Source organism: Kibdelosporangium philippinense (genome assembly GCF_021390435.2).
Lineage (GTDB): Bacteria > Actinomycetota > Actinomycetes > Mycobacteriales > Pseudonocardiaceae > Kibdelosporangium > Kibdelosporangium philippinense.
Map to the genome: position 1 here is coordinate 1,029,717 of NZ_JAJVCN010000003.1, position 20,487 is coordinate 1,050,203.

At 65.4% G+C, this 20,487-nt stretch carries 21 protein-coding genes and 1 pseudogene; 5 read left to right on the plus strand and 17 right to left on the minus strand.

The features are described 5' to 3' along the window. Window positions 1–26: 26 nt before the first annotated feature. The gene (locus tag LWC34_RS36715; protein ID WP_233729833.1) at window positions 27–1,445 is read right to left on the minus strand and encodes an RNB domain-containing ribonuclease; all 1,419 of its coding nucleotides are present in this window, start codon (window positions 1,443–1,445) and stop codon (window positions 27–29) included. Between the two features lie 19 nt (window positions 1,446–1,464). Next, entirely contained in the window at window positions 1,465–2,070 is a 606-nt protein-coding gene (locus tag LWC34_RS36720) for a DinB family protein (protein ID WP_233729834.1), read from the minus strand. A 356-nt stretch (window positions 2,071–2,426) separates the two neighbouring features. Here LWC34_RS36720 and LWC34_RS36725 point away from each other — a divergent pair, with 356 nt between their 5' ends. Further along, complete coding sequence (locus tag LWC34_RS36725) at window positions 2,427–3,158, plus strand: transposase (protein WP_233729835.1); 732 nt, start codon at window positions 2,427–2,429, stop codon at window positions 3,156–3,158. A gap of 16 nt (window positions 3,159–3,174) precedes the next feature. Here the strand turns inward: LWC34_RS36725 and LWC34_RS36730 are convergent. After that, window positions 3,175–4,437 (minus strand): annotated as a pseudogene (locus LWC34_RS36730) (IS256 family transposase). Between the two features lie 67 nt (window positions 4,438–4,504). Further along, entirely contained in the window at window positions 4,505–4,735 is a 231-nt protein-coding gene (locus tag LWC34_RS36735) for a hypothetical protein (RefSeq protein WP_233729836.1), read from the minus strand. A 99-nt stretch (window positions 4,736–4,834) separates the two neighbouring features. On the opposite strand from LWC34_RS36735, the gene LWC34_RS36740 reads away from it, so the two are divergent. Continuing rightward, on the plus strand, window positions 4,835–5,299 hold the full coding sequence (locus LWC34_RS36740) for a transposase (protein WP_233729837.1): 465 nt from the start codon (window positions 4,835–4,837) through the stop codon (window positions 5,297–5,299). A gap of 387 nt (window positions 5,300–5,686) precedes the next feature. On the opposite strand, the gene LWC34_RS36745 is transcribed toward LWC34_RS36740, so the two are convergent. The 8 genes from LWC34_RS36745 to LWC34_RS36780 form a co-directional block, all read right to left on the minus strand. After that, window positions 5,687–5,890 (minus strand): hypothetical protein, encoded by a 204-nt coding sequence (locus LWC34_RS36745; protein ID WP_233729838.1) that lies wholly within the window; start codon window positions 5,888–5,890, stop codon window positions 5,687–5,689. Further along, a complete protein-coding gene (locus tag LWC34_RS36750; RefSeq protein WP_233729839.1) occupies window positions 5,887–6,348 on the minus strand; it encodes a hypothetical protein in 462 nt (153 codons plus the stop codon). The genes LWC34_RS36745 and LWC34_RS36750 overlap by 4 nt, the downstream gene beginning before the upstream one ends. A 9-nt stretch (window positions 6,349–6,357) precedes the next feature. Next, window positions 6,358–7,356 carry a C40 family peptidase gene (locus LWC34_RS36755; protein ID WP_233729840.1) on the minus strand — a complete coding sequence of 333 codons (999 nt, stop codon included), beginning with the start codon at window positions 7,354–7,356 and terminating at the stop codon, window positions 6,358–6,360. Between the two features lie 2 nt (window positions 7,357–7,358). Next, a complete protein-coding gene (locus tag LWC34_RS36760) occupies window positions 7,359–8,012 on the minus strand; it encodes a hypothetical protein (protein ID WP_233729841.1) in 654 nt (217 codons plus the stop codon). Window positions 8,013–8,025: 13 nt separating this feature from the next. After that, on the minus strand, window positions 8,026–10,032 hold the full coding sequence (locus LWC34_RS36765) for a hypothetical protein (protein WP_233729842.1): 2,007 nt from the start codon (window positions 10,030–10,032) through the stop codon (window positions 8,026–8,028). Then, a complete protein-coding gene (locus LWC34_RS36770) occupies window positions 10,029–12,854 on the minus strand; it encodes an ATP-binding protein (protein WP_233730955.1) in 2,826 nt (941 codons plus the stop codon). Before LWC34_RS36770 ends, LWC34_RS36765 begins: the two co-directional genes overlap by 4 nt. A 178-nt stretch (window positions 12,855–13,032) precedes the next feature. Next, entirely contained in the window at window positions 13,033–13,479 is a 447-nt protein-coding gene (locus LWC34_RS36775) for a hypothetical protein (protein ID WP_233729843.1), read from the minus strand. 4 nt (window positions 13,480–13,483) lie between these two features. After that, a complete protein-coding gene (locus LWC34_RS36780) occupies window positions 13,484–13,747 on the minus strand; it encodes a hypothetical protein (protein ID WP_233730956.1) in 264 nt (87 codons plus the stop codon). 589 nt (window positions 13,748–14,336) lie between these two features. Between LWC34_RS36780 and LWC34_RS36785 the strand changes: the two genes are divergently transcribed. Further along, entirely contained in the window at window positions 14,337–15,437 is a 1,101-nt protein-coding gene (locus LWC34_RS36785) for a winged helix DNA-binding domain-containing protein (protein WP_233729844.1), read from the plus strand. Here the strand turns inward: LWC34_RS36785 and LWC34_RS36790 are convergent. From LWC34_RS36790 to LWC34_RS36805, 4 genes are all read right to left on the minus strand, one after another. Further along, window positions 15,434–16,774 (minus strand): alpha/beta hydrolase family protein, encoded by a 1,341-nt coding sequence (locus tag LWC34_RS36790; protein ID WP_233729845.1) that lies wholly within the window; start codon window positions 16,772–16,774, stop codon window positions 15,434–15,436. The two genes, LWC34_RS36785 and LWC34_RS36790, sit on opposite strands and share 4 nt — an antisense overlap. Then, window positions 16,774–17,565 (minus strand): ArsR/SmtB family transcription factor, encoded by a 792-nt coding sequence (locus LWC34_RS36795; RefSeq protein ID WP_233729846.1) that lies wholly within the window; start codon window positions 17,563–17,565, stop codon window positions 16,774–16,776. Before LWC34_RS36795 ends, LWC34_RS36790 begins: the two co-directional genes overlap by 1 nt. 26 nt (window positions 17,566–17,591) lie before the next feature. Beyond that, window positions 17,592–18,128: an NADPH-dependent F420 reductase gene (locus tag LWC34_RS36800; protein WP_233729847.1), complete on the minus strand. Its 537-nt coding sequence runs from the start codon at window positions 18,126–18,128 to the stop codon at window positions 17,592–17,594. A 233-nt stretch (window positions 18,129–18,361) separates the two neighbouring features. Continuing rightward, window positions 18,362–18,763, minus strand: a complete 402-nt coding sequence (locus LWC34_RS36805; protein ID WP_233729848.1) for a VOC family protein — start codon at window positions 18,761–18,763, stop codon at window positions 18,362–18,364. Between the two features lie 51 nt (window positions 18,764–18,814). Between LWC34_RS36805 and LWC34_RS36810 the strand changes: the two genes are divergently transcribed. Next, window positions 18,815–19,108 carry a winged helix-turn-helix transcriptional regulator gene (locus LWC34_RS36810; RefSeq protein WP_233729849.1) on the plus strand — a complete coding sequence of 98 codons (294 nt, stop codon included), beginning with the start codon at window positions 18,815–18,817 and terminating at the stop codon, window positions 19,106–19,108. A gap of 5 nt (window positions 19,109–19,113) precedes the next feature. Continuing rightward, the gene (locus LWC34_RS36815) at window positions 19,114–19,848 is read left to right on the plus strand and encodes a sugar phosphate isomerase/epimerase family protein (protein WP_233729850.1); all 735 of its coding nucleotides are present in this window, start codon (window positions 19,114–19,116) and stop codon (window positions 19,846–19,848) included. Here LWC34_RS36815 and ssuE read toward each other — a convergent pair. After that, the gene (ssuE, locus tag LWC34_RS36820; RefSeq protein WP_233729851.1) at window positions 19,835–20,356 is read right to left on the minus strand and encodes an NADPH-dependent FMN reductase; all 522 of its coding nucleotides are present in this window, start codon (window positions 20,354–20,356) and stop codon (window positions 19,835–19,837) included. The genes LWC34_RS36815 and ssuE overlap by 14 nt on opposite strands. Window positions 20,357–20,487 lie beyond the last annotated feature (131 nt).

Here is a 20,487-nt window from a genome sequence, read left to right on the forward strand (position 1 = left end):
CCGGTACGGGCTCGCCAAGATCATCCTCAAACGTCGGAGATCACCTTTTCGAACGCGACCTTGCGCTTGACGATGTCCGCGTCGAGCAGGCGCACCCGGATCCGCTGGCCTTCCTGCAGGTTCTCCCCCGCGGACTTGGCGATGACCGGCGGATCGGTCAGGAACACCTCAGCCGAGTTGGCCTCGGCACGCAGGACGACCGCGTCGAACTCGTGGCCGATGCGGTCCGCGAGCACCCACGCCTCCGCTTGATCGAGGCACGCCTTGTCCACTTTGCTCGTGAGCGTGTCCGACCCGCCCATCAACCCGGGCAGCTCCGGCAACACCGCACGAACCCATTCCGGAACCGCTTTGTCCGCCGACACCGCCAGGCAGATCTCCGCGCCAAACCTGTCCACCAGACGCCTCAACGGCGCCGTGACGTGCGCGTAGGCCGCGCCAAGGCCCGCGTGCGTGGTCAGCTCAGGCAGCGTGCCATCGAACGCGGTGTAGCCAGCTCCGCGCAGCAAACGGGTCGCGTCCATGTACAACGCCAGCGACTCCGGGCTGCGCGGGTCGAGGCCCGCGAGCATTACGGCGACGCTGTCCGTACGCGACCACGTGATTCCTAGGGAACGCGCGGACCTGCGTAGCCACTCCACGGCACCGTCATCTGGTTCGGGCAATGTTCGCAGCACGCCGACGCCCGCTTCGACCATCAGCGAGGCCGCGCTCATGCCCGTCAGTAACGACATCTCCGCGTTCCACGCGTCGACGTTGTTGCGCGGCCGGAGCGTCAGCTTCCAACCTCCGTTGCCGTCCGTCGCCACGTCTTGCTCGGGCAGTTGCAGCTCCAGCGCGCCCCTTTGCACCGCGTGCTCACGCCTCAGACGCCCTAGCTGTGGCAACGCGGCGATGGACGGGTGCGGGTTGCCCGCGTCGATGGTCGCTTGGACTCCGTCGTAGTCGAACTGGGCGATCGAACGCACCAGCGCGCGGCGGACATGGATTCGCCCCGGTACGCCGTCTTTGTCCAAATCGATCGTCCACAATGCCGACGGCCTCGTCTGCCCAGGCAGCAGGCTCGCCGCGCCTTCGGACAGGATCGGCGGATGCAGCGGGACGTTGCCGTCCGGCAGGTAGATCGTCTGGCCGCGCTTCTTGACCTCACCGTCCAGCGCTCCGCCCGGCTCGACGAACGTGCCGAGGTCCGCGATGGCGTAGTGCAGCCGGAACCCGGACTTCGTCGCTTCGACGTACAGCGCCTGATCGAGGTCTTTGGATCCAGGCGGGTCGATCGTGACCAACGGCAGGTCGGTCGCGTCCTCCCGGTCGCCAACCAGCCGGTCACGTTCGGCGACCGCGAGCTCGGCCTCGGCAAGCGCGGCCGACGGGAACTGAGTGGGCAGATCAAACTCGGCACGGACACCGGCGAAGTCGAGCGCGGCGCCGTCCGTCGTTTCCATGACGGCACCCTAACCGCACTCAGCCCGACTCGTGAGTACTTGACCGAGTTGGATCCAAACTCGGCCCAAGTGGCCGATCACGATCGGACGCTTCCTCACTGGCTCGCAGGACAGTTTGGTAGAAGGCGGGGTCGGAGCCGCCACCCGCCCGACCGTCGATCAACTCGCGCACGATGTCGCAGTGACCGGCGTGCTGTGCGGTCTCGGCGACCACGCGGACGAGGAGGTGGCCGAACGTGGTGTGCCGCTTTTCCTCGGCCCACCAGTCGACTTCCGCCTTCGTCTCCAGCGGCAGGGAGGCGATGGATTCGTCGGAATGTGCCCAAGCCTGGCGGTAGAGCCCGACGAGGTAGTCGCGGCTCTCGTCGGGCTTCGCCCACATGTCGCCGTCCTGCCAGACCGAGCCGTCCTCGTCCCAGGGCAACTTGACGGGAGCGGGGCGGCCGACGGAGTCACCGAGGTAGCCGAACTCAATCCCGATGAGATGTTTCACGAGGCCTAGGAGGTTCGTGCCGCTGGGGACCAGTGGGCGTCTGATGTCACGCTCGCTGAGGCCGTCCAGCGAGGAGACCACGCTGGTCCGGGCATCTTGAAGGTAACGCTTCAGGTATTCGGTGGTGGTCATCATTCCTGCGCTGGTCTGGGCGTTCAGAGTCCGCGCTCTTCCGCAACAACAATTCGCCGGGGCCCCCCTTGATTCAACGCTACTCCTGGGGTCTGACAATTTCGGGTCTCCCCAGTTCAGGGTGGTTTTGGACTATCGGCGAGCCTTGTCATCGCGGCCTCGTGGGGTCTCGCGCGGACGGGTCGCGGACCCGGCGGGTGTTCGAGGGCGTGAGGGCCGAGTTAGTGGCGTTGAACCTGGATTCACCGAAGATCTTGGTGGGTTGGTCGTGTCGTGGACGGGCAGATGCCCTCTGACTTGGGACGATTGTTCTTACGACAGAAACATATCGGACCGAGTGAGAGGGCATCTGCTGAGTGAAAGCATCGCATACGCGTGGCGCGGTGTCGGTGAGGTTCGACGATCCGGGATTGGTGTCGCACGCGGGCCTGGTGGCGGTGATGCGGCTGGCCGAGGACGCGGGGTTGTCGGATCTGGCCGGTGAGCTGGTCCGGCTGGGTGGTCCGGTCGGGGCGAACGCGGGCGCGAAGATCAGCACGATCGTGGCCGGGATGGCCGCGGGCGCGGACTCGATCAGTGATCTGGACCTGGTGCGGCATGGTGGCATGGCGGGGTTGTTCACCGGGATCCGCGCACCGTCCACTGTGGGCACGTTTCTGCGCTGGTTCAGCATGGGTCATGTCGCTCAACTGGAGAAACTCTCCGCCCGGCTGCTGGCCCGCTTGGCGGAGCTGACGCCGCTGCTGGCGGGGGCCGACCGGTTAGGGTTGCTGGATCTGGACTCGAAAATCAGCCAGGTCTACGGGCGGGGCAAAGACGGGGCCGCGTTCGGCTACACCGGGGTGCTGGGGTTGAACACGCTGGCCGCGACCCTGACCACAGCGGCGGGCAGGCCGGTGATCGTGGCGACCCGGTTACGGGGCGGCAACGCCGATACCCGCCGCGCGGTGAGCTCGCTGGCCCGCCGCGCGCTGGGCACCGCCCGCGCCGCGAGCGCGACCGGGCCGCTGCTGGCACGCGGCGATTCCGGATTCTATGTCGGGGAATTGATCACGATGCTGGCGGAGCTTGTCAAGTTTTCTGTGTAAGTGATCGTAAATTGGGTTAGTTGATGTGGTGGGTTAGCCGGTCGGGGTAGTGCAGCACAAGGGCGCCGAGGGCTTGTTTCCAGCCGCTGACTGTTGCTCCCTCGACGAGCCGTGCGGGGGCTTTGCGTTGGTCTCGGGGCTTGCCTTTCTCTTTCTGGCGTTGCCGGGCGCGTTTGTCCTCGATGTCGCGGATGGCCAGCCACAACAGTTTGATCACCGCGTCATCGGTCGGGAAATGCCCCCGGTTCTTGATGATCTTGCGGAGCTGGTAGTTCAACGACTCGATCGCGTTCGTGGTGTAGATGATCTTGCGGAGCTCCGGCGGGAACGCCAGGAACGGCACGAATCGGTCCCACGCGTTCTCCCACGTCAACACCGTCGCCGGATACTTGCGGCCGAGCTCCGAGGTGGCGAAATCGGCCAACTCGACCTGCGCGGCATCGACGGTCGGCGCGGTATAGATCGGTTTCAACGCCGCGGCGACCTTTTTGCGGTCCTGATAGGACACAAACCGCATCGCCGCCCGGATCAAATGCACGGTGCAGGTCTGCACCGTGGTCTGCGGCCAGGTCGCCTCGATCGCCTCGGGAAACCCGGTCAGCCCGTCACAGCACACGATCAGCACGTCGCGCACCCCACGGTTACGCAACTCCGCGCAGACCCCGGCCCAGAACTTCGCGCCCTCCGTGGCCTGCACTCAGATCCCGAGCACGTGTTTCACGCCGTCGAGATCCACGCCGATGGCGATGTGCGCGGCCTTGTTGCGCACCTGATGGCCATCGCGGACCTTCACCACCAGCGCGTCCATGTAGATGATCGGATAGATCTCCTCCAACGGCCTGCTCTGCCAGGCCTTGACCTCCTCCAGCACCGCGTCGGTGATGGTGGAGATGGTGTCGTGCGACAGCTCCGTGCCCAGCGTGCGAGCCAGGTGATGCTGGATATCGCGCACGGTCATCCCACCCGCATACAACGAGATGATCATGTCGTCCAGACCGCCGGCCCGTCGCGAGCCCTTGGGCACCAGACGGGGCTCGAAGCTCCCGGCCCGGTCCCGCGGCACGCTCAGATCGATGTCACCGACCTCGGTGGACAGGGTTTTGCCGCTTGAGCCGTTGCGGGAGTTGCCCGAACCGCGCCCGGCCGGATCGCCTTTCTCATAACCGAGATGCCCGGTCATCTCGCCCTGCAACCCACGCTCCAGCACGGCTTTGACCAGCTCGGGCAGAAACCCGCCCGTCCCGGTCAGCGCCAGACCTTCCTGGTCCACCTTGGACATCACATCGTCCAACAGCCCGGCATCGATCATCTCGTTGATCGCCTGACGAGCCGGCGGCAGCTGATCATCAGTCACGGTCACCTGTGTACTCCTTCAACAAGTTGATCTCATACACAGACCATCTGACACGCTCGAAGGGGCCTGGTTCTCCATCACCGCCCCACAACATTCCGCGATCCGCACGGCGATCCACGCGATCACCGAGCACGCCTGGCAGCAGCACACCTACCGCGACCCGATCCTCGACCCGCACACCGGGCAACTGATCCACACCGCCCAGATCGCCGAGACCAGCCACACCGCGTTCACCAACCCGACCGTCAACCCCGGCCAGAAAACCACCGCCCGGCTACTGGTCCGCCGGACCCGGATCACCACCCGCGACGAGCAGGGCGAGTTGTTCCCGACCTGGCGCTACCACGCGGTGTTCACCAACCTCCCACCCGCCACCACCAGGCCCGCCACCACCGAGCCCGCCACCACCGAGCCCGACACGGCCGGCTTCGACACGGCCACCGCCTGGCGTCTGCACGACCAACGCAGCGGCGCGATCGAACACGTCTTCGCCGAACTCGCGGCCGGCCCGCTGGCCCACTTCCCGTCCGGACTGTTCGCCGCCAACGCCGCCTGGCTCTCCCTGGCCGCCCTGACCCACAACCTCCTGCGCGCCACCGCCTGCCTGGCCGGCCCCGCCCACGCCCGAACACGGCTGACCACCCTGCGCCGCCGGTTGATCACCATCGCCGCCCGCGTCACCCGCACCGCCCGCCACATCACCCTGCGGCTACCACGAGACTGGCCCTGGGCCACCGATTTCACCCGGCTGTTCACCACGATCCACGCCCCACCCCACCCCGCCTGACCCCTAACCACCCGCCTGACCAGGCCCAACCCGAAAGACCACAGTGGAAAAGCTGGGCAGACCAGCAGCTCCCGCACGACCACACCAGACACCACCGGCCCACCACCACAATCACCCACCACCACGACCACAACCCAAGATCAACGGTGAATCCAGGTTGAACGCCGTGAAGGTGGCCTTCACGGCATTCCACCTCGTCATAGGTGGGGCAGATGTGACAGGTGTGGCTGACAAGGCATAGTTTCGTCCACAGTGGACCTTCGAGAGTCCTCGAGGCGCCTCGATGCGGGCGCGAACCTCGTGAGGGCCTAGTTACTGGCGTTGAACGCCGCGAGGGTGGCCTTCACGGCAAATCACCGCCCCGCTGTGAACGAGGGACGGCAGGTTTCAGTCGTCGTCGTCGTTCCAGCGGCGGTCGGCTTCGTCAGCGGCCTTCGTACGCTCAGCCGCTATCTGGAGCGCTCGTTCGGCGGTCGCCTTGTCGGGGTAAGGGCCGAGCACGTCCACCGCGCGGCACTTCATGCCGTGCTCCACGCGGTTGTGCTTCGTGCAGTAGTACCAGCCTGGGTCGGGATTGGGGTCCGAAGTCATCGCGTGCTCCAGTTCTCCTGTGCCGGGAAACCGCGGGGCGGAGTGTCCTGCAGGTCCGCCGCGTGCTCACGCGGGATCGGGTCGAGGCAGGACACCAGCACCTTCGTGTTCTCCGGGTCGGCGATTCGTCTTCCGTTCCTCTCCCGGTAGACGAGTTCGCCGTCCGCGTCGATCTCCACTATGCATCCGACTTCGGCCAATTGCTCTTCGTCCAGGTCCGCGATGACCTCGTAGCGGGATGGCACGACTCGGTAGACCGGCCACGACAGGTGGCCGAAGGCTTGGTGGAACTCCGCCAACAGGTGCGCCATGTGCTGCTGCCAGACCAGTGGCATGCCTTCGGCCAGGGATCTTGGCAGTACCGCGTATCCGTCGACCACGGCAGGCAGCGGGCCGCTGCCCAGGTAGTCACGCAGTGGGGTGCCTGAGCGGGGGACGGGTTGCTGTTCCGGATACATCAGTTCTCCTCACACTCCCGGCCGCACGGCTTGGCGCATCAGCCCACGCTCGGTGAAGCTCATTGGCCGGATGTGCACGGGCACACCGGTTTGCTGGGCCTCGACGATTTTCCCATCTCCCAGGTACATCGCCACGTGGTGAATCGTGACCGGGTTGCCCGTGTCCCACGCCCAGAACACCAGGTCACCGGGTTGCGCCTGCTCGACGGGCAGGTGTGCGCCCGCCCGATATTGGTCGCGGGAAACCCTCGGAAGGATGATTCCGGCCGTCCGGTAGGCCTGGTTCATCAGGCTTGAGCAGTCGTACGCGTCCTGACGGGTGAGCGCGGCGCCCCACAGGTACGGCTTGCCTTGCTGGGCCAGCGCGAACTGGATCGCGGTCGCCGCTTTGCCGGACGCGGCGGGCAGCAGGTCGCCGGTGCCTTCGCCACAGCCGGTCGGGTCCTGGACCTGGCCTGCCGCGCCGATCAGGTGCGCGGCCATGGGTTCCCATTTGTGGTACCGGTCAGGAAAGGCCGACCGTTCGACGTCCTGCGCGGATTCGCCGGGCCGCTGTTCTTTCCAGTTCGGGACCTTCTCGAGTACGTCGTAGAACTTGTGCACGGCGTACGTCGGGTTCGTGACCTGGGCTTCGGTTCCCCAGCCCATGGATGGGCGCATCTGGAAGATGCCCAGCGAGTCTCGGTCGCCGTAGTTCAGGTTGCGCAGGCCGGACTCGGTCATTCCGGCCTGGATCGCGACCTGCCACGCCAGCGGCGGCAGCTTGCGTTCCTTGCCGATCCCGATGATCAACGAGACCGTGCCGCGTTGTTCCTCGTTGAGCTTGCTCGCGTCTATCTGTCCTTGCGGGCCGGACGCGGTTATCGGCCCGATCGCGGCGTTGCAGCTGGCCAGCGCGATGTTCTGAGCGTTCTGCTGCGTCGACACGACGGATGTGACGGCTCCGGCGGTCAGGATGGCCGCGATCACCAGCACCGCGGCGATGCTCAGGAACACCGCCAGCTTCATGGTCAGTCCACCTCGGTGTGCTCGTTGACGCGCCAGCCCGCGTCCGTCTTGACCAGGGTGAGTCGGAGTGTCTTGGCGTCCGTGGGGATGTCGATGGTCACGGAACTGGTGTACGAGTCGGCGGTGGCCGCGGGGCCGCCGCGGATCTTGGTCTGCGGCACGGACTTCGGGTCGACTTTGGTCAGCACCGCGCCGAAGTACTCATCTGTTGTGTACGGCTTCAACGCGTTCAGCCAGTCCTCCGGCTTGACGTTGTCCGGGTGGTTGACGAAGCCTTCTGCCCACAGCATCGCGGTGTCCAGCGCCGCCTTCTCCGCTTTTGCCGGGGTCTTGTTCTCCGAAATGGGTTGCCGGGTCTCGGTCAGCGACTGCGAAGGCGCGCTGCCGCCACCTTGCGCGGCAGGCGGGATGACGCCTGGCAGACCTTGCGTCGGAGTTGGCGTCACGCTTGTGGCGCCTGGGGTTGCCGACGCGCTCGCCGCGCTGTTCTGCGCTGGCTGGTCGCCGCCGATGATCCTGGGCAGGATGTACGCCACGAACAGCACGATCGCGAGCAGGAACACGATCAACGCGGCGAGGTGCTTGGGAGAACGAAGCGGCCATCCCCAAAGCTTTCGGTAAACCGCTACGCGGCCACGGTTGGTCCGGATGGGCATCGGGCGCCTCCTCTCACCTTATGTATGCATCGGTCTCGCGCGGGCCGTCCCGCATGGGTAGCGGCCGTCGCGGTGGTGCGGGGTTGTCCACTTCCAACCCACGCGATGGCCGGTAGATCACGTGTACCGGCCGTCCCGCGACCATTTCGGTCTCCGCTGGTCTCGGCGAGACCACCGGGCCGGGGTCATAGACGGTGACGTCGTCACGTTGTCGTGGCGCGATTACGCGCGAAGGCACAACGACAGCGTCCTCGCCACGGTCCCAACCGCGATCCGTGACCGGTGCTGTGTCGACGATCCGGCTGCTTCCTTGTGCAGGCGGCAAAGCGCCCACGGGCGTACGTCCCGGTGGTAAACCGCCGCCGGAGCCGAGCACGGCCGTTGCCGAAGAACCGATCTCGGTACGGCCACCGCCCGCGCGCGGAGTGTTGCGGTCCATCCGTTCCGCGCTCGCGGCAACAGGGTTCGTTGCCTCCGGGCGGGGACGGCGACCGTCGCGCCGGACCACAGGCTCGTCGTCGTGGTCGCCTTCGCGGACGTTGTCCCAGAACTCGTCCTGCGGCGTGCGCTCGGCGCCCTTGCGACGGAACCGGCTGAACAAACCTGGCCCTGCGGAAGGCATGGCTCCGCCGACCGCGCCGACCGAAAGCTCGACCATTTGCCACATTCGGCGCACAGGTCTGCCTATCACGAAGAAGATCACTGTGATCAACCCGGCCAAAGCCATCATCGCGATCGTCGGCAGGTTCTCACCGGCGTTGAAGATCGCGTTCAGCAGCAGGACATGCATTCCGGCAAGCGCCGCGAGGACCAGCACGTTCAGCACGACCGCGGCGGCCGCGCGGGCGACCTTGCGCAGCAGGTCGTGGTACAGGATCGCGATCAGACCGATCAACGGCGTGGCCAGCAGGAAGATCCGCAGCAGCACCTGCGCGAGCAGGATCCCGAGCTTGGCGAACAGCTGGAACAGCGAGTACACGATGCCCTGGAACAGCGCGAGGAAACCGGCGCCGGTCCGGCTGCCGTCGGTGCCGGTGAAGTAGCCCTTCGTCGGCCCGAGCTGGGCGGCGATCTCCTTGTACTTGGCCTTTTTCGCCTCAAGGGCGGCCTGGTCGACCGTGTCGGTCGAGTCGAACTTGGTCCACGCCTGCGCGGCCAGCAGTTCCTGGCCGAACTTCTTGGCTTCCGGCGCGTCCTCGCTGCCGAACTCGCCACGCAGCCAGTTCTGGTAGACGACCTTGGCGTGCAACGCTTCCGGCAGCGCGTGCAGGTCGGTCTCCGGCGCGTTGTCAGCCAGGAAGCCCGCCTGGATCTGCGTTGTCTTGGCAAGGAAGCGTTCTTCCACTTCCTTGTACAGCGGTCCGACGATGATGAACGACGTGGCAACCCACATCGCGGCCAGCGCCCACAACCCGCGCCGCGACACCGTTGCCAGGTCGCCGCGCCAGATGTAGCGGAACAGCAGAACCGCGAGGATGACCGCGGCCAGGCCGAACCACTTCACGTAAATGTTGTCGTAGAACAGTTTCGTGGCGCCGTCGATGGCGTTGTCGAGCGGACCCATCAGTTCGTCGTACGCCAGCGCGTAGTGCACGCCGTTGGTCGCCGCGACGAAGTTCTTGCCCACGTCGAACAACTGGTTTCCCATCCAGTTGCCGATCGTGGCGTCCGGGTCGGTGATGGCTTTGCCGAGCGCGCCACAACTTTCGTCGTAGACGTGCCAAACCTGGCCTGCGTAGGCGTACTGGCCGTAGATCGAGCCCGGTGTGCCGTGTGACGGGCGGGGCGCGTCGAGCGCCGCGACCATGCCTGCCGTTGGGCGGCCGGGGTTCGGGGCGTTGTCGCAGTCCTGTGCGACGGCAGACGGGGCGAAAACGACGAGCTGGAGCCCGATGATCGTGGCGACGGTCAGAAAAGCGTTACGCCGCCCACGTTTGCGAAGCGGCCAGGCGTGTCTGTGTCGGCGTCGCGCTGCGAAAAACAGCGCGACGCCGACCACCACCACGACCAATGTCATCATGCGGCGTCTTCCTGCCCGGGCTTCTTCGGCGCCCCACCTCCGACCGGCTGCTCCACCGGTTCTTCGGTCAATCCCAGTTCGAAGTCCGCTTCCAGTTCGAACTCCTCGTCCGCGTCGGCGTACTGAGTCGGCGGTGCGGGTTCGGGCTCCGGCGCGTGTTGCTGCGCCGCTTCCCCGGCACGAGCCGGGTCGCGCAGCGCGTCCGGCGTCGTGTCCATGGCGGTACGGAAGTGATCCATGTGCGGTCCGGAGAAGTCCGCACGGATGCGCTCAACACCACCCGCGCCGTCCGCGAAGATGAACTGACGCGGGGCGCGGTCCTTCTCCGTCTCCGTACGCTGCGCGGGGCGACGTCCGAGGCTGGCGATGACCTGCTCGTAGCCAGCTCCGATCGGCACCTTCAACAGTCGCAGCGCGTCCGCCTGCGCGGCGTCGTCATCCAGCCTGCCCACGAAGACAGAGTCCAGCAGTGAAACAAAGCCTTGGATTCGCAGGAAGTCGGCGGGGATCTGGCTGGACAGCAGGACACGCACGTTCCACTTACGCGAGTCACGGGCGAACCTGTTCATCAGCACGCGACCGGTCGGCACCTCGGACAGGAAGAACGCCTCGTCGATCCAGACGCCCTTACGCAAGTCCTTGGGCCGCTCGTAAATCGAGCGCTGCGTGAGCCATGCGGCGAGGTTGAGCAACTCGACACCGAGCGACTCGGCATCGGTCCAGTGCTCACGCCCCACGCCATCCTTCGGCAGAGTCAGACCGGCCATCGTGAGCACGGTCAACCTGTCGTCACGCGTCTCGTTGTACGGATCCGCGTCATCTTCCGGGATCAGCAACGACATGCGCTCACGCATCTCGTCAAGGAAGTCCGCGACCACAACCGCGTGCTCGTGGTGCTCGCTCGCGTCGCGCCGCAACGCCTCGAACACCATGCCCGGGTGGGCGTCGAACCGGCCGCCGACCGTCCGGACCGCGCGCAACAGCACGATCCTGGTCTGTGGCAAGCGTGCGACCTCGTACGGCAACAACCCGGTGAGCACGTCGAGCACAAGGCGCCGACGGGTTGCCGCGGCGAGGGCTTTCTCCCGACGCCAGGCGCGTTCGGGATCGTCCTCGTCCATGAAATGCTCGATCATCGGCTCGGCGACCACGCGGTACGGGTTCAAGATGCCCGGTTGCGCGTTGAGCAGGTTGATCGGGCGCGCGAATGGCCGTAGCTCCGGCAATTCACACAGCCTGGCCAGCGGGCCTGACGGGTCGAGGATCGTCCAATAGGCACCGGAACGCAGCGTCTTGTAGACGACTCCGCCGCCGAGGAACGACTTACCGCCACCGAGACCGGCGACCATCGCGGTCAGACCTGAGGAGTCACGCAATTCCTGCGCCATCCACGGGTCCCACGCGACCGGGCGCCGCGTCGCCGTACAGGTCTCGCCGAGCAGAATCCCGCGCCGGTCACCGACTTCCGCTGTCGCGGTCGGCACGGCGGAGGCCGCCCACATCACCGATCCACGCCGCAGATAGGCCGCGGACGCGAGCGGTTCACCAGGGATGAACTCGCGCGCCATGGCGTACTGCGATTCGGGGTGCTCGATCGCGATCTTCGGCTTGTACAAGTCAAGCAGCTGCTGGGCCAGCCGCAGCGCGTCGCGCTCGGTCGGGCCGGAAACCGCTAGGCGCCACCAGGATCGGACGCGAGTGGCCAGCGCGGTGAACCCGGTGGTCATCTCGTCGTCGATCTCGAGAACGCGGGATGCCTGACGTGCCAACGACTGTGGCGGTTCGAGGCCGTGCTCGTCGGTGTAGTGCTTGACCTGCGAGCGGACCTTGTTCATCTGCCGGGCCAGTTCGCCCTGCACTTCTTCCGGCCGTCGCACGTAGATCCGCGCGGACCATTCGACGTTCGCGGGCAAGCGATCCGCGCGCTGCACCCATGGATCGTCGATCTCCGGAATCTGCAGGCCGTGCATCAAGCCGACGGTCAACACCGCCACATGCCTTGTCACGCCTGCGTTTGATCCCGTGCGACCGCGAACGGTCACAGTCGGCGAGTACGGATCCTGGTGGAAGTCAGCCGCGTCGGTGAAGCTGGCCAGGTCTTCCGGCTCCCACGCGGCACCCGGCACAGCGGGCATGTTGCGCGGCGCTGGCAGGCCGAGCGAGCACGACCGGTGCATCAGCCAGGACATCTCCTCGGCCGTGGTCGGGCGGCCTTCAAGGCCGGCCGAGCTCATCACCTGGTCGAGGTGCTCGACCTCGCTGTCCAGCGCGACCAGTTCCGCGTCCACCGCGTCGGGGAAGATCTTGCGCAGCAATGGGGCGGCCCGTTCGACCGCCCTGTCAACCATGTTGCGCGTCTGAACTTGGACGCCGAGATAGACCTCTTTCTCGGCCATCGAGCGGCCCATCAGCTGCTGCTGCTCGCCAACGAGGTAATCGTCGAACGACAGCGCGCCGGGCACATCCGGCAGACGGCCGACAGCGTTGTGCACGTGCGCTTCGGCCCACATCCGGATCGGATACGGCCGCGCGGTCACCCGCAGGTGCATCCACCGGCCGTGCAGCTCGGCGTACTGGCCCGCGATCGCCGCGATCAGGTCCTGGCGTTGCGAATCACTACGGAACGACCAGCGCTGTGGCGCGAGGCGGTACCAGGCGTACACGTCCGTGCCGGTACGCAGCAGATGTCCGTCGATGCTGCGCGCCAGGATCTCCGGCGTGTACTGCGGGATGCCCTGTTCGCCTGGCAGCCGCTTGTTGCGCTTGGCAGCGGCCTTCTGCTGCGCCTTACGCCCGGCCTTGGTCGCGGGCGGCGGGGGCATGAAGTTGTTGCCCTGTCCGCTGGCTGCCCTGTGCCTGTGGCGTGGCTGTGGCGGCTCGTAGCCGGGCGCAGGCGGCAGCGCTCGCTGCTCCTGGCGCTGATACGGCTGCTGCTGTTGGTACCGGAGCGCTGGTGGGTCGAACGGGTGTGGCTGGCTCGCCTGACCCCGCTCGGCCCGGTCAGGCCCGGGCTTGCGTCGGCGTGCGAACACCGCTGACCTCCCGCCTCTGTTCTTTCGCGCGGCCACGCTTCTTTACTTTCGGCCGCGGCCGTTGGGCGTTCACCCTTACTCGTGTGGCGCTCACCGCGCCACCCTCTCCCGCGCTCGTTTCGCGCGGAGCAGTCAGTTCACGACTCCACATCGTGAGAACGGAGCCGAGAGGTCGCTCGTGGCTGATTCGGGAACAGATGAATCGGGTGATCAGCACCGTGATGACCAATGCCCACGCGGTGCTGAAGAAGCCGAAACCGACACCTATCCATCGCTCTACGGTCATCGTGACGAGGAAGACGACAACGCCGACACCCCATGCCACATACCGGGCGCGCCAAGGGAATGTCGCCTTCGGCGGCCCGAGCCACACCGCGTCGACGCGGTATACCTCGTCGTCTGTACGAACCCGCACGCGATCAGGCCCGGAACAGACTGGCGATCCATTCGCCGATGTCCTGACCGGCGCTGGTGGTCACGGCCAGTCCGATGATCGCCAGCGCGATGACAACACCGCCGAGCCTGCGCATGACGCCGGCGTTGTCGCCCTTTCCGCCGCCGAGCCACAACAGCAGGATGGCGACCACGAGCAGCAGCAACGGCACCAGGTTGTTGAGGATCCATTCGCGGACCCCACCTGTGCCCAGACCCTTGTCTTGAGCGAGGGTGATCAGGGCCGTCATCATCTCGAACTCCCAAATACGACGAGCGAAGCGGAACGGGGTCCCGCTGTGCCTATCGAGTAGAACATGTCGGCTTAACGAGGTGTAGTGGGCAGCGAACGCACCGTAGATTCAGGTCGGCCTCCTGCCGGGGTGGTCGTGGCATGTGTATGACCACCCCCCATGATGGGGTGGCGGGAGGCGTCCGTATGCAATGACCACCCAATTCGCCCAACATCCTGCGGAGTTCACCCGCCCGACCGACCGATGCTCACCGTTGGTGTGGCAAGTCCCGGGCTCGTCAGAGTCTAGCCGACCGGCAATCCCCCGATCGGCCCAGCCAGCGGTCACACACCGACGCAGGTCACCGGTGTCCAGAAAGGACTGAACCCGAGGTCAGCGCCTCGATCAGGTGAAATTTGACCACTGCGTGAGACGTCTTCGTAATCGTTCATGCATGATCGTCGATGTATCGAACATGTGTTCGATTATACCGCCGATGAATACCGGTTCGGATCCGGACGAACTTCTCACGTACGGTGATCGTTTCGGCCAAGATCAACCCACAAGCGGACAGAATCTGGCCTGAATAGCTCCTACGGTGTTTCCCATGCACCGCTTCTCCTGGACCGACGTCTGCGCCCGCCGCCTAACCCAGCACGGCCTCAGCGCCCCACTGGACGCCCAACCGGTGGACGTGGTCAGCGCGATGGCCGGCACCCACGCACAGGTCCAATCGGCCGCCGAACTGGGCATCGCCCTGCGGCTGAAAGAAGCGACGCGGGCAGACGTACAGCAGGCGCAAGGTCTGGTGAAAACGTTCGGGCAGCGCGGCACTGTTCACCTGTTGCCCGCCGCGGAGTTGCCGATGTGGCTTGGCGCGTTCGCCGCGATTCCACCCGGCCCGAACCCGTGGGAAGAGCACGTGCGAATGACCGACGAGCAAACCGAAACAGTGTTCGCGGCAATCGGTACGGCGCTTGCGGGCAAGGAGTTGACCATCGACGAGCTCACGTCAGCACTCGTCGATCTGGCTGGACCGTGGGCCGCGGACCGCGTGATGCCCGCGTTCCAGGACTATTGGCCGCGCTGGCGCACGGTGACTCACCTGGCGGCTGTCCGTGGCGTACTTTGCTTTGGCGCCAACAAAGGCCGCAAGGTTACGTACACCAATCCAGGCGTTACCCCGGCTCCTGCGGCGCAATCCCTTGAGCACGTTGTGCGGAGTTACCTTCGTTCGTACGGACCGTCGACACCGCAGAGGTTCACGCACTGGCTGAGCGCGCCGATCAAATGGGCGACCGAGGTGTTTTCGTCGATCGACCTGGAAGAGGTGACGGTCGAAGGTTCTTCCGCCTGGGTGCTGCCTGGCGATACCGCGGTGCCGGAGGTGGTGGAATGCGTGCGGTTGCTGCCGTATTTCGACGTGTACTCGTATCGCGTTGGCAACCATCCGCTGCTCTATCCCGGTAAAGCCAAAGATCGGGTGATGTCGGGCAACTTCCAGAACCTGATCGTCAACGGAACGGTCGCTGGGCTGTGGCACCAACGCAAATCCGGGCGCCGGGTCGACATCACGGTCGAAACCTTGGTGAAGCTGACGAAAAAGCAACGCGCTGAGCTTGACTCGCAAGCCCAGCGCGTTGCCGAGATCATCGGTGCCACGCCGACTGTCACATATGCTCCGGTCACTGTGGGCAGTCACGCCTAATGTGACGGCCTCAGGGGTTTCGGTGGCGTGAATCTGGTGAACGCAGGCGCCATTTCCTTGTCACCAAAGGTGTCCAGGAAAAGCACGTTCTGGTAGGCGCTGCCGTACTCGCCCGCTTCGATGTTGAGCTTCGCCGGGCTGGTGTCCGGCCAGTGTCCCCTGTCGATCTTGTGCAGCAATGTTTTCAGTGCCGTCAGCTCCTCAGCGGCGCTGAATCCACAGTGGCCGCCACGGGCGACGTACAGCTGCTTGATCCGATCAGGACGGTCGATTTCGTCTGCGTACCAACGAACCTGATCCGAGACTGCGCCACCGTCACGCGTGCTGTGCAGTGTCACGATAGGAACCGGCATCCGTCCACTGGCGACGGTGTAGCGGTACATGTACGCCACCGCTTGGGGATCCGGCGCGATCCTTGGCGCCTTTGCCAGTTTGTCCAAGTCCTCGTCGAGGTTGAGACCAGCGGCCCGATAGGCCTTCTCGACCTCGTTGCGCAGGTAGGACTTGCCGAGCAGACGACGGTAGTCGACACCGACGTTGAACGAAGGATTGCCGCCAGCACGGCGTTCCAGATCCTCCCGGCCACCCGCCGGTCCCATTCCCCAGACATAGGCACCGTAGATCCACTTCGCCTGGTCGGCGATCTTGTCGGTCGGCTCCGGCTCATGCGGGTTGTACCAGCCCGGAATGTTGCCGATGGCCGCGGCCAACGCGATCCTCGCGCGCCCCTTGTCGTCCTGCGCGCCGAGCACTGCCTGCTGCAACGCCTCACTGCTGGCAGCCGGGTTCCTGGCCTTCACCAGGTCGATGTCCTGACCTTCGGCCAGCAGGGTCTTCACCGTGAACGTGACGTCAAGCGCGGTGTTCCACGTGCTCTGCGGGTCGTATTCACCACACATCGCCAGCACACCCTGGAACCGGCCGGGATTGCGTTCGGCGAGCTGCGCGGCGATGCCGCCGCCCATCGACGTGCCGGTCGCGATCGTGCGGCGCGGCTTGCCAACGTTGGCCTCGAACCAGTCCAGCAGGGCGATCTGATCCCTGACGGCAGGCTCGATCGCCAAGCCATGAAGTCCTTCGAAATCGGACGCGGCTAACGCGAAACCATTGCGCAACAACCATTCGGGCGTGTCATAGAGCCGATTGGCCAGCAGCGTCTCATCTGGAGCAATGCCAACCGGGTAGTACCCGTGGCTGTAGAGCAGCAGCGTGCCGTTCCAGTTGGACGGAACCTCGACGCGGAACTTCGCGTTGCCAATGCTTTGGGGCGGCGCCGCCACTGCGGGCGCGGCTAGCGCGACCAGGCCCGCGATGACGGCGATGGCTAAGCGCTTCATCACGCGTACACCGATTTCCCGGTCTCCAGCAACGACTTGAGGTCGCTGAGCACCTCGGCCCAGCCGCCGCCCGCGCCATCGATGTTGCCCGCGACCTGCGCGGCGGTCTGCGGCGCACCCGTGACGTCGTGAGTGACGGTCAGGCAGCAGACGCCGTTGCCTTTCTCGACGATCTCGTAGGTCAACGTGGTCGCTGGCTCCCCTATCCAGATGGCGCGCCACGTCTGCACAAGCCTGTGGGGTGGATCGACTTCCAGGATTTCCCCGTCGACGATGACGTCCGGCCCACCGTGTTCCTTCATGGCATCGCTTGCCAGGCCGCGATACGCGCCGCCGACCCGGAGGTCGTACTCGACCGGGGCCTGGTAGCCGTACTTGACGGTCCACTCCGGCTTGGTGATGGCGTCCCAGATCGCCTGCGCGCTCGCCTTGATGTAGACGCGGTTCATCTGCACGGTCTTGGTGGTCATGAGCGGTCTCTCCAATTCGGCCTTGAGGTCGGCGAGCGCGGCGACCTGCTGCAACGTGTACTTGTCGATCCACCGGTCATGGATCAGCCGGATCGGGACGGCATTGAGGAAGTGGAGCTTCTCCCGTCCCTGCTTGTGCGTGACCACGAGACCGGCTTCCTCGAGCACCTTGAGGTGCTTCATCACGCCGAACCGGGTCATCTCCAGCTCGGACTCGAGTTCGGTCAGCGTCCTGCCATCCCGGTGAAACAGCAGGTCAAGCAGGAAACGACGGCTGCGGTCAGCCAGCGCCTTGAACACCCGGTCGTCATCCTCGGTCACCCTGGGGACCATATGTGACCAAAAGGTCACATGTCAACGGCCGCTCGCGGATCGAAGCCAGCAACAGACAGTCCGATCACGAAGGCAGCAGCCGCCTCCAGCACCTCGGCCCGGCTCAGCGGTCCGGCTTCGGCTGGGGTGCAGCCGATATCAGCGACCAGGCGTTTTACCAGGTTTATGGCCGAAGGGTCGTCTCCGCAGATGGGGACGAGCTTGTGTGGGTATTGGCGTTTCCACACCGACTCGTGGCAGAGGTTGAAGGCCTTGACGACCTTGGCTTCCGGTGCCAGTTCGGCGACTCGCCGGGCCATGGAGGTCCGCACGGTCCATTCGCCCGGAATGATCGCGTTCGTGCAGTCGATCAGGACTTTGCCGGCGAGGTCTGTGGCGCCAAGGACTTCAGGCACGGCTTCGGCCGGAACGGCCACCAGGATCACGTCACCGAAGGCCGCGGCTTCGGCGGATTCGTCCCGATGGCTGAGCTTGACCTCGTGCCCGGCCTTGACCCAGTGCGCGCCAAGCCCTTGCGCCATGTCGCCAGCGCCAAGAATTCCGATTCGCATACATCCGACCCTAGGAACCCGTTGGTTACCAACCGGTTCCTAGCAACATGGGTGCGGACGGCCAGAACAGGCACCCGAAAATGTCAGCCCCCTGCGCTACCGTAAAAACAAGGGATCCCCTGGTGGCGGGATTTGTCGGGTTGGCGACGCGATGGGACCTGGCGGCGTGCGTGCTTGGAACGCAGGCGCGCTCCACTCCCGCCACAGCGCGAGCAGGGCAGCTTCGTCCATACCTAGGCCGCCAAGTTCAGCTGCCATGACACCCCGAAACGGTCGCTCACCCAGCCGAACTTCTTGCTGAACCCGTGGTCGCCGAGTTCCATCAGCGCCCGCCCACCCTCGGACAAAGCGGCATAGAGGCGATCGATCTCGGCCTCATCCGCACAGTCGACGAACAGCGACATCGACGGCGTGAACGTGAACGCGTGCGAAACCGCGCTGTCGATGCACATGTACTGCTGTCCGGCGAGGGCGAAGACGGCCTGCACCACGCTGCCCTCCGCGCCCGGGCCTTCGGGACCGTACCGGCTGATCGACATGACCTCGGCGTTGTCGAAGAGCGAGAGGTAGAAGGTCATCGCTTCCTCTGCCTTGCCCTCGAACATCAGGAACGTGGTGATCTTCTGCCCAGCCATGCCAGCTCCAGTACTAGCTACTTATATAAGCGGGCACTGTAACATGAGTGCATGTTCCTTGCCGACTGTCCGGCTCGCCTCGCTTTCGACATCGTGGCCAACACCTGGAACGCCGTGGTGATCTGGGCCCTGAAGGACGGCCCGCGCCGACACGGCGAGCTCCGCACGCAAATCGGCGGCATCAGCGCCAAAGTCCTCACCGAGACCCTCCGCCGACTCGAGGAGTACGGCCTGGTCACGCGCGGATACGAGCTCACCGAGCTTGGCAGGACCCTGCTCGGACCGATCGAGGCCATGGGCCAGTGGGCGCATGAATACGGCGAGCAGGTCGCGGCCGTAAGGTAAGCGGCATGCTTGGTTTCTCAACGCTCGGATGCCCTGGCCTGCCGTTGGCCGACGTTGCCCGGTTGGCCCGCAAGTACGGCATCGGGTTGGTTGAGTTGCGGTGCGCCGCCGACGAACCGGTGCACGTCGGCCTGTCCAAGGCCGAAAAGGACGCGGCCCTCGTCGCCCTCGACGGCCTGGAGATCACGGCGCTGGCGTCGTACTACCGGCTTTGCGATGACGACGTTTCGATCCTTGCCGATCACGTCGAACTCGCGCATGACCTGCGGGCACCGGCGATCCGCATCTTCCCAGGCCGATCACCGGGGACTTCCGTGGAACTGGCCGCCGAGCGGCTCGCCAAGGCAGTCGAGATCGCCGAAGGCATCACACTGCTCGTCGAGACACACGACCTTTTGTTGCGAGGCAAAGAAATCGCAGCCGTCCTCGCTGAATCCGGCGCGAGCGGCGTCGGCGCGATCTGGGACGCCATGCACACCTGGCGCGCAGGCGAAACACCCGCCGAAGCCGCCGAAGCACTGCTGCCCTGGCTGCGCGAGCTTCAGTTGAAGGACGCGGCTTCGGCAACCGACCGCAGGCCCATGGTTCCAGGCACCGGTACCGTGCCGATCAAGGAAACCTTGGCCGCTGCCAAGGGTTTCACCGGTCCGATCGTGCTCGAACACGAGACCAAGTGGTACGCCGACGCGGCCCCGTTCGAAGAGTCGCTCGCTGCCTTCGTGAACCTTATGAGGCAGTAGCCAAGCCAGGGTTTTCGGCCAACGCACCGGCGAAACGCCTGATGGCTGCGTCCAGTTCGGGCGACGGCGTCGACACGTCCGCATCAAGGACAAAGTGCCCAGGCACGACATCGGTCGCCCCACGGGCGGTCAGCAACGGCCGCAACGCGTAGTCGATCGCGACCAGATGCCCTTGCGTACCACCGTTTGCCAGCGGTAACACCACTTTTCCGGCCAAGGCCGTTGTGCGGAGCAGATTCAGCAACGACTGCACCAATCCGCTGTACGCGGCGCGGTAAACCGGGCTGGCGACGACTACTCCGTCCGCACGGTCGACCAGGTCCATCGCGTTACGGATCGCGGGGTCGAGCAGGTCGGCGCTGAGCAATGCGACCGTTGGCAAGTCGCGTACGGACAGCTGATGCACTTCGTGGCCAAGGCTTTTCAGCACATCGGAGACGTGCCCGAGCAGTATCGCGGTCGGCGCTTCCGGCGAAGGGCTGCCCGACACGATCAGGATCGTGGCCATGGCCGATCACATCCCGCATTGTCACTTGTGGACATCGTCGCTCCCGATCGGTGACCGACTGACGCCGCCGAGTAAATCCCGGTTGCCAATGCACGGGCAACCAGTTCCGTACCGTGAGATACGCTTTGTAC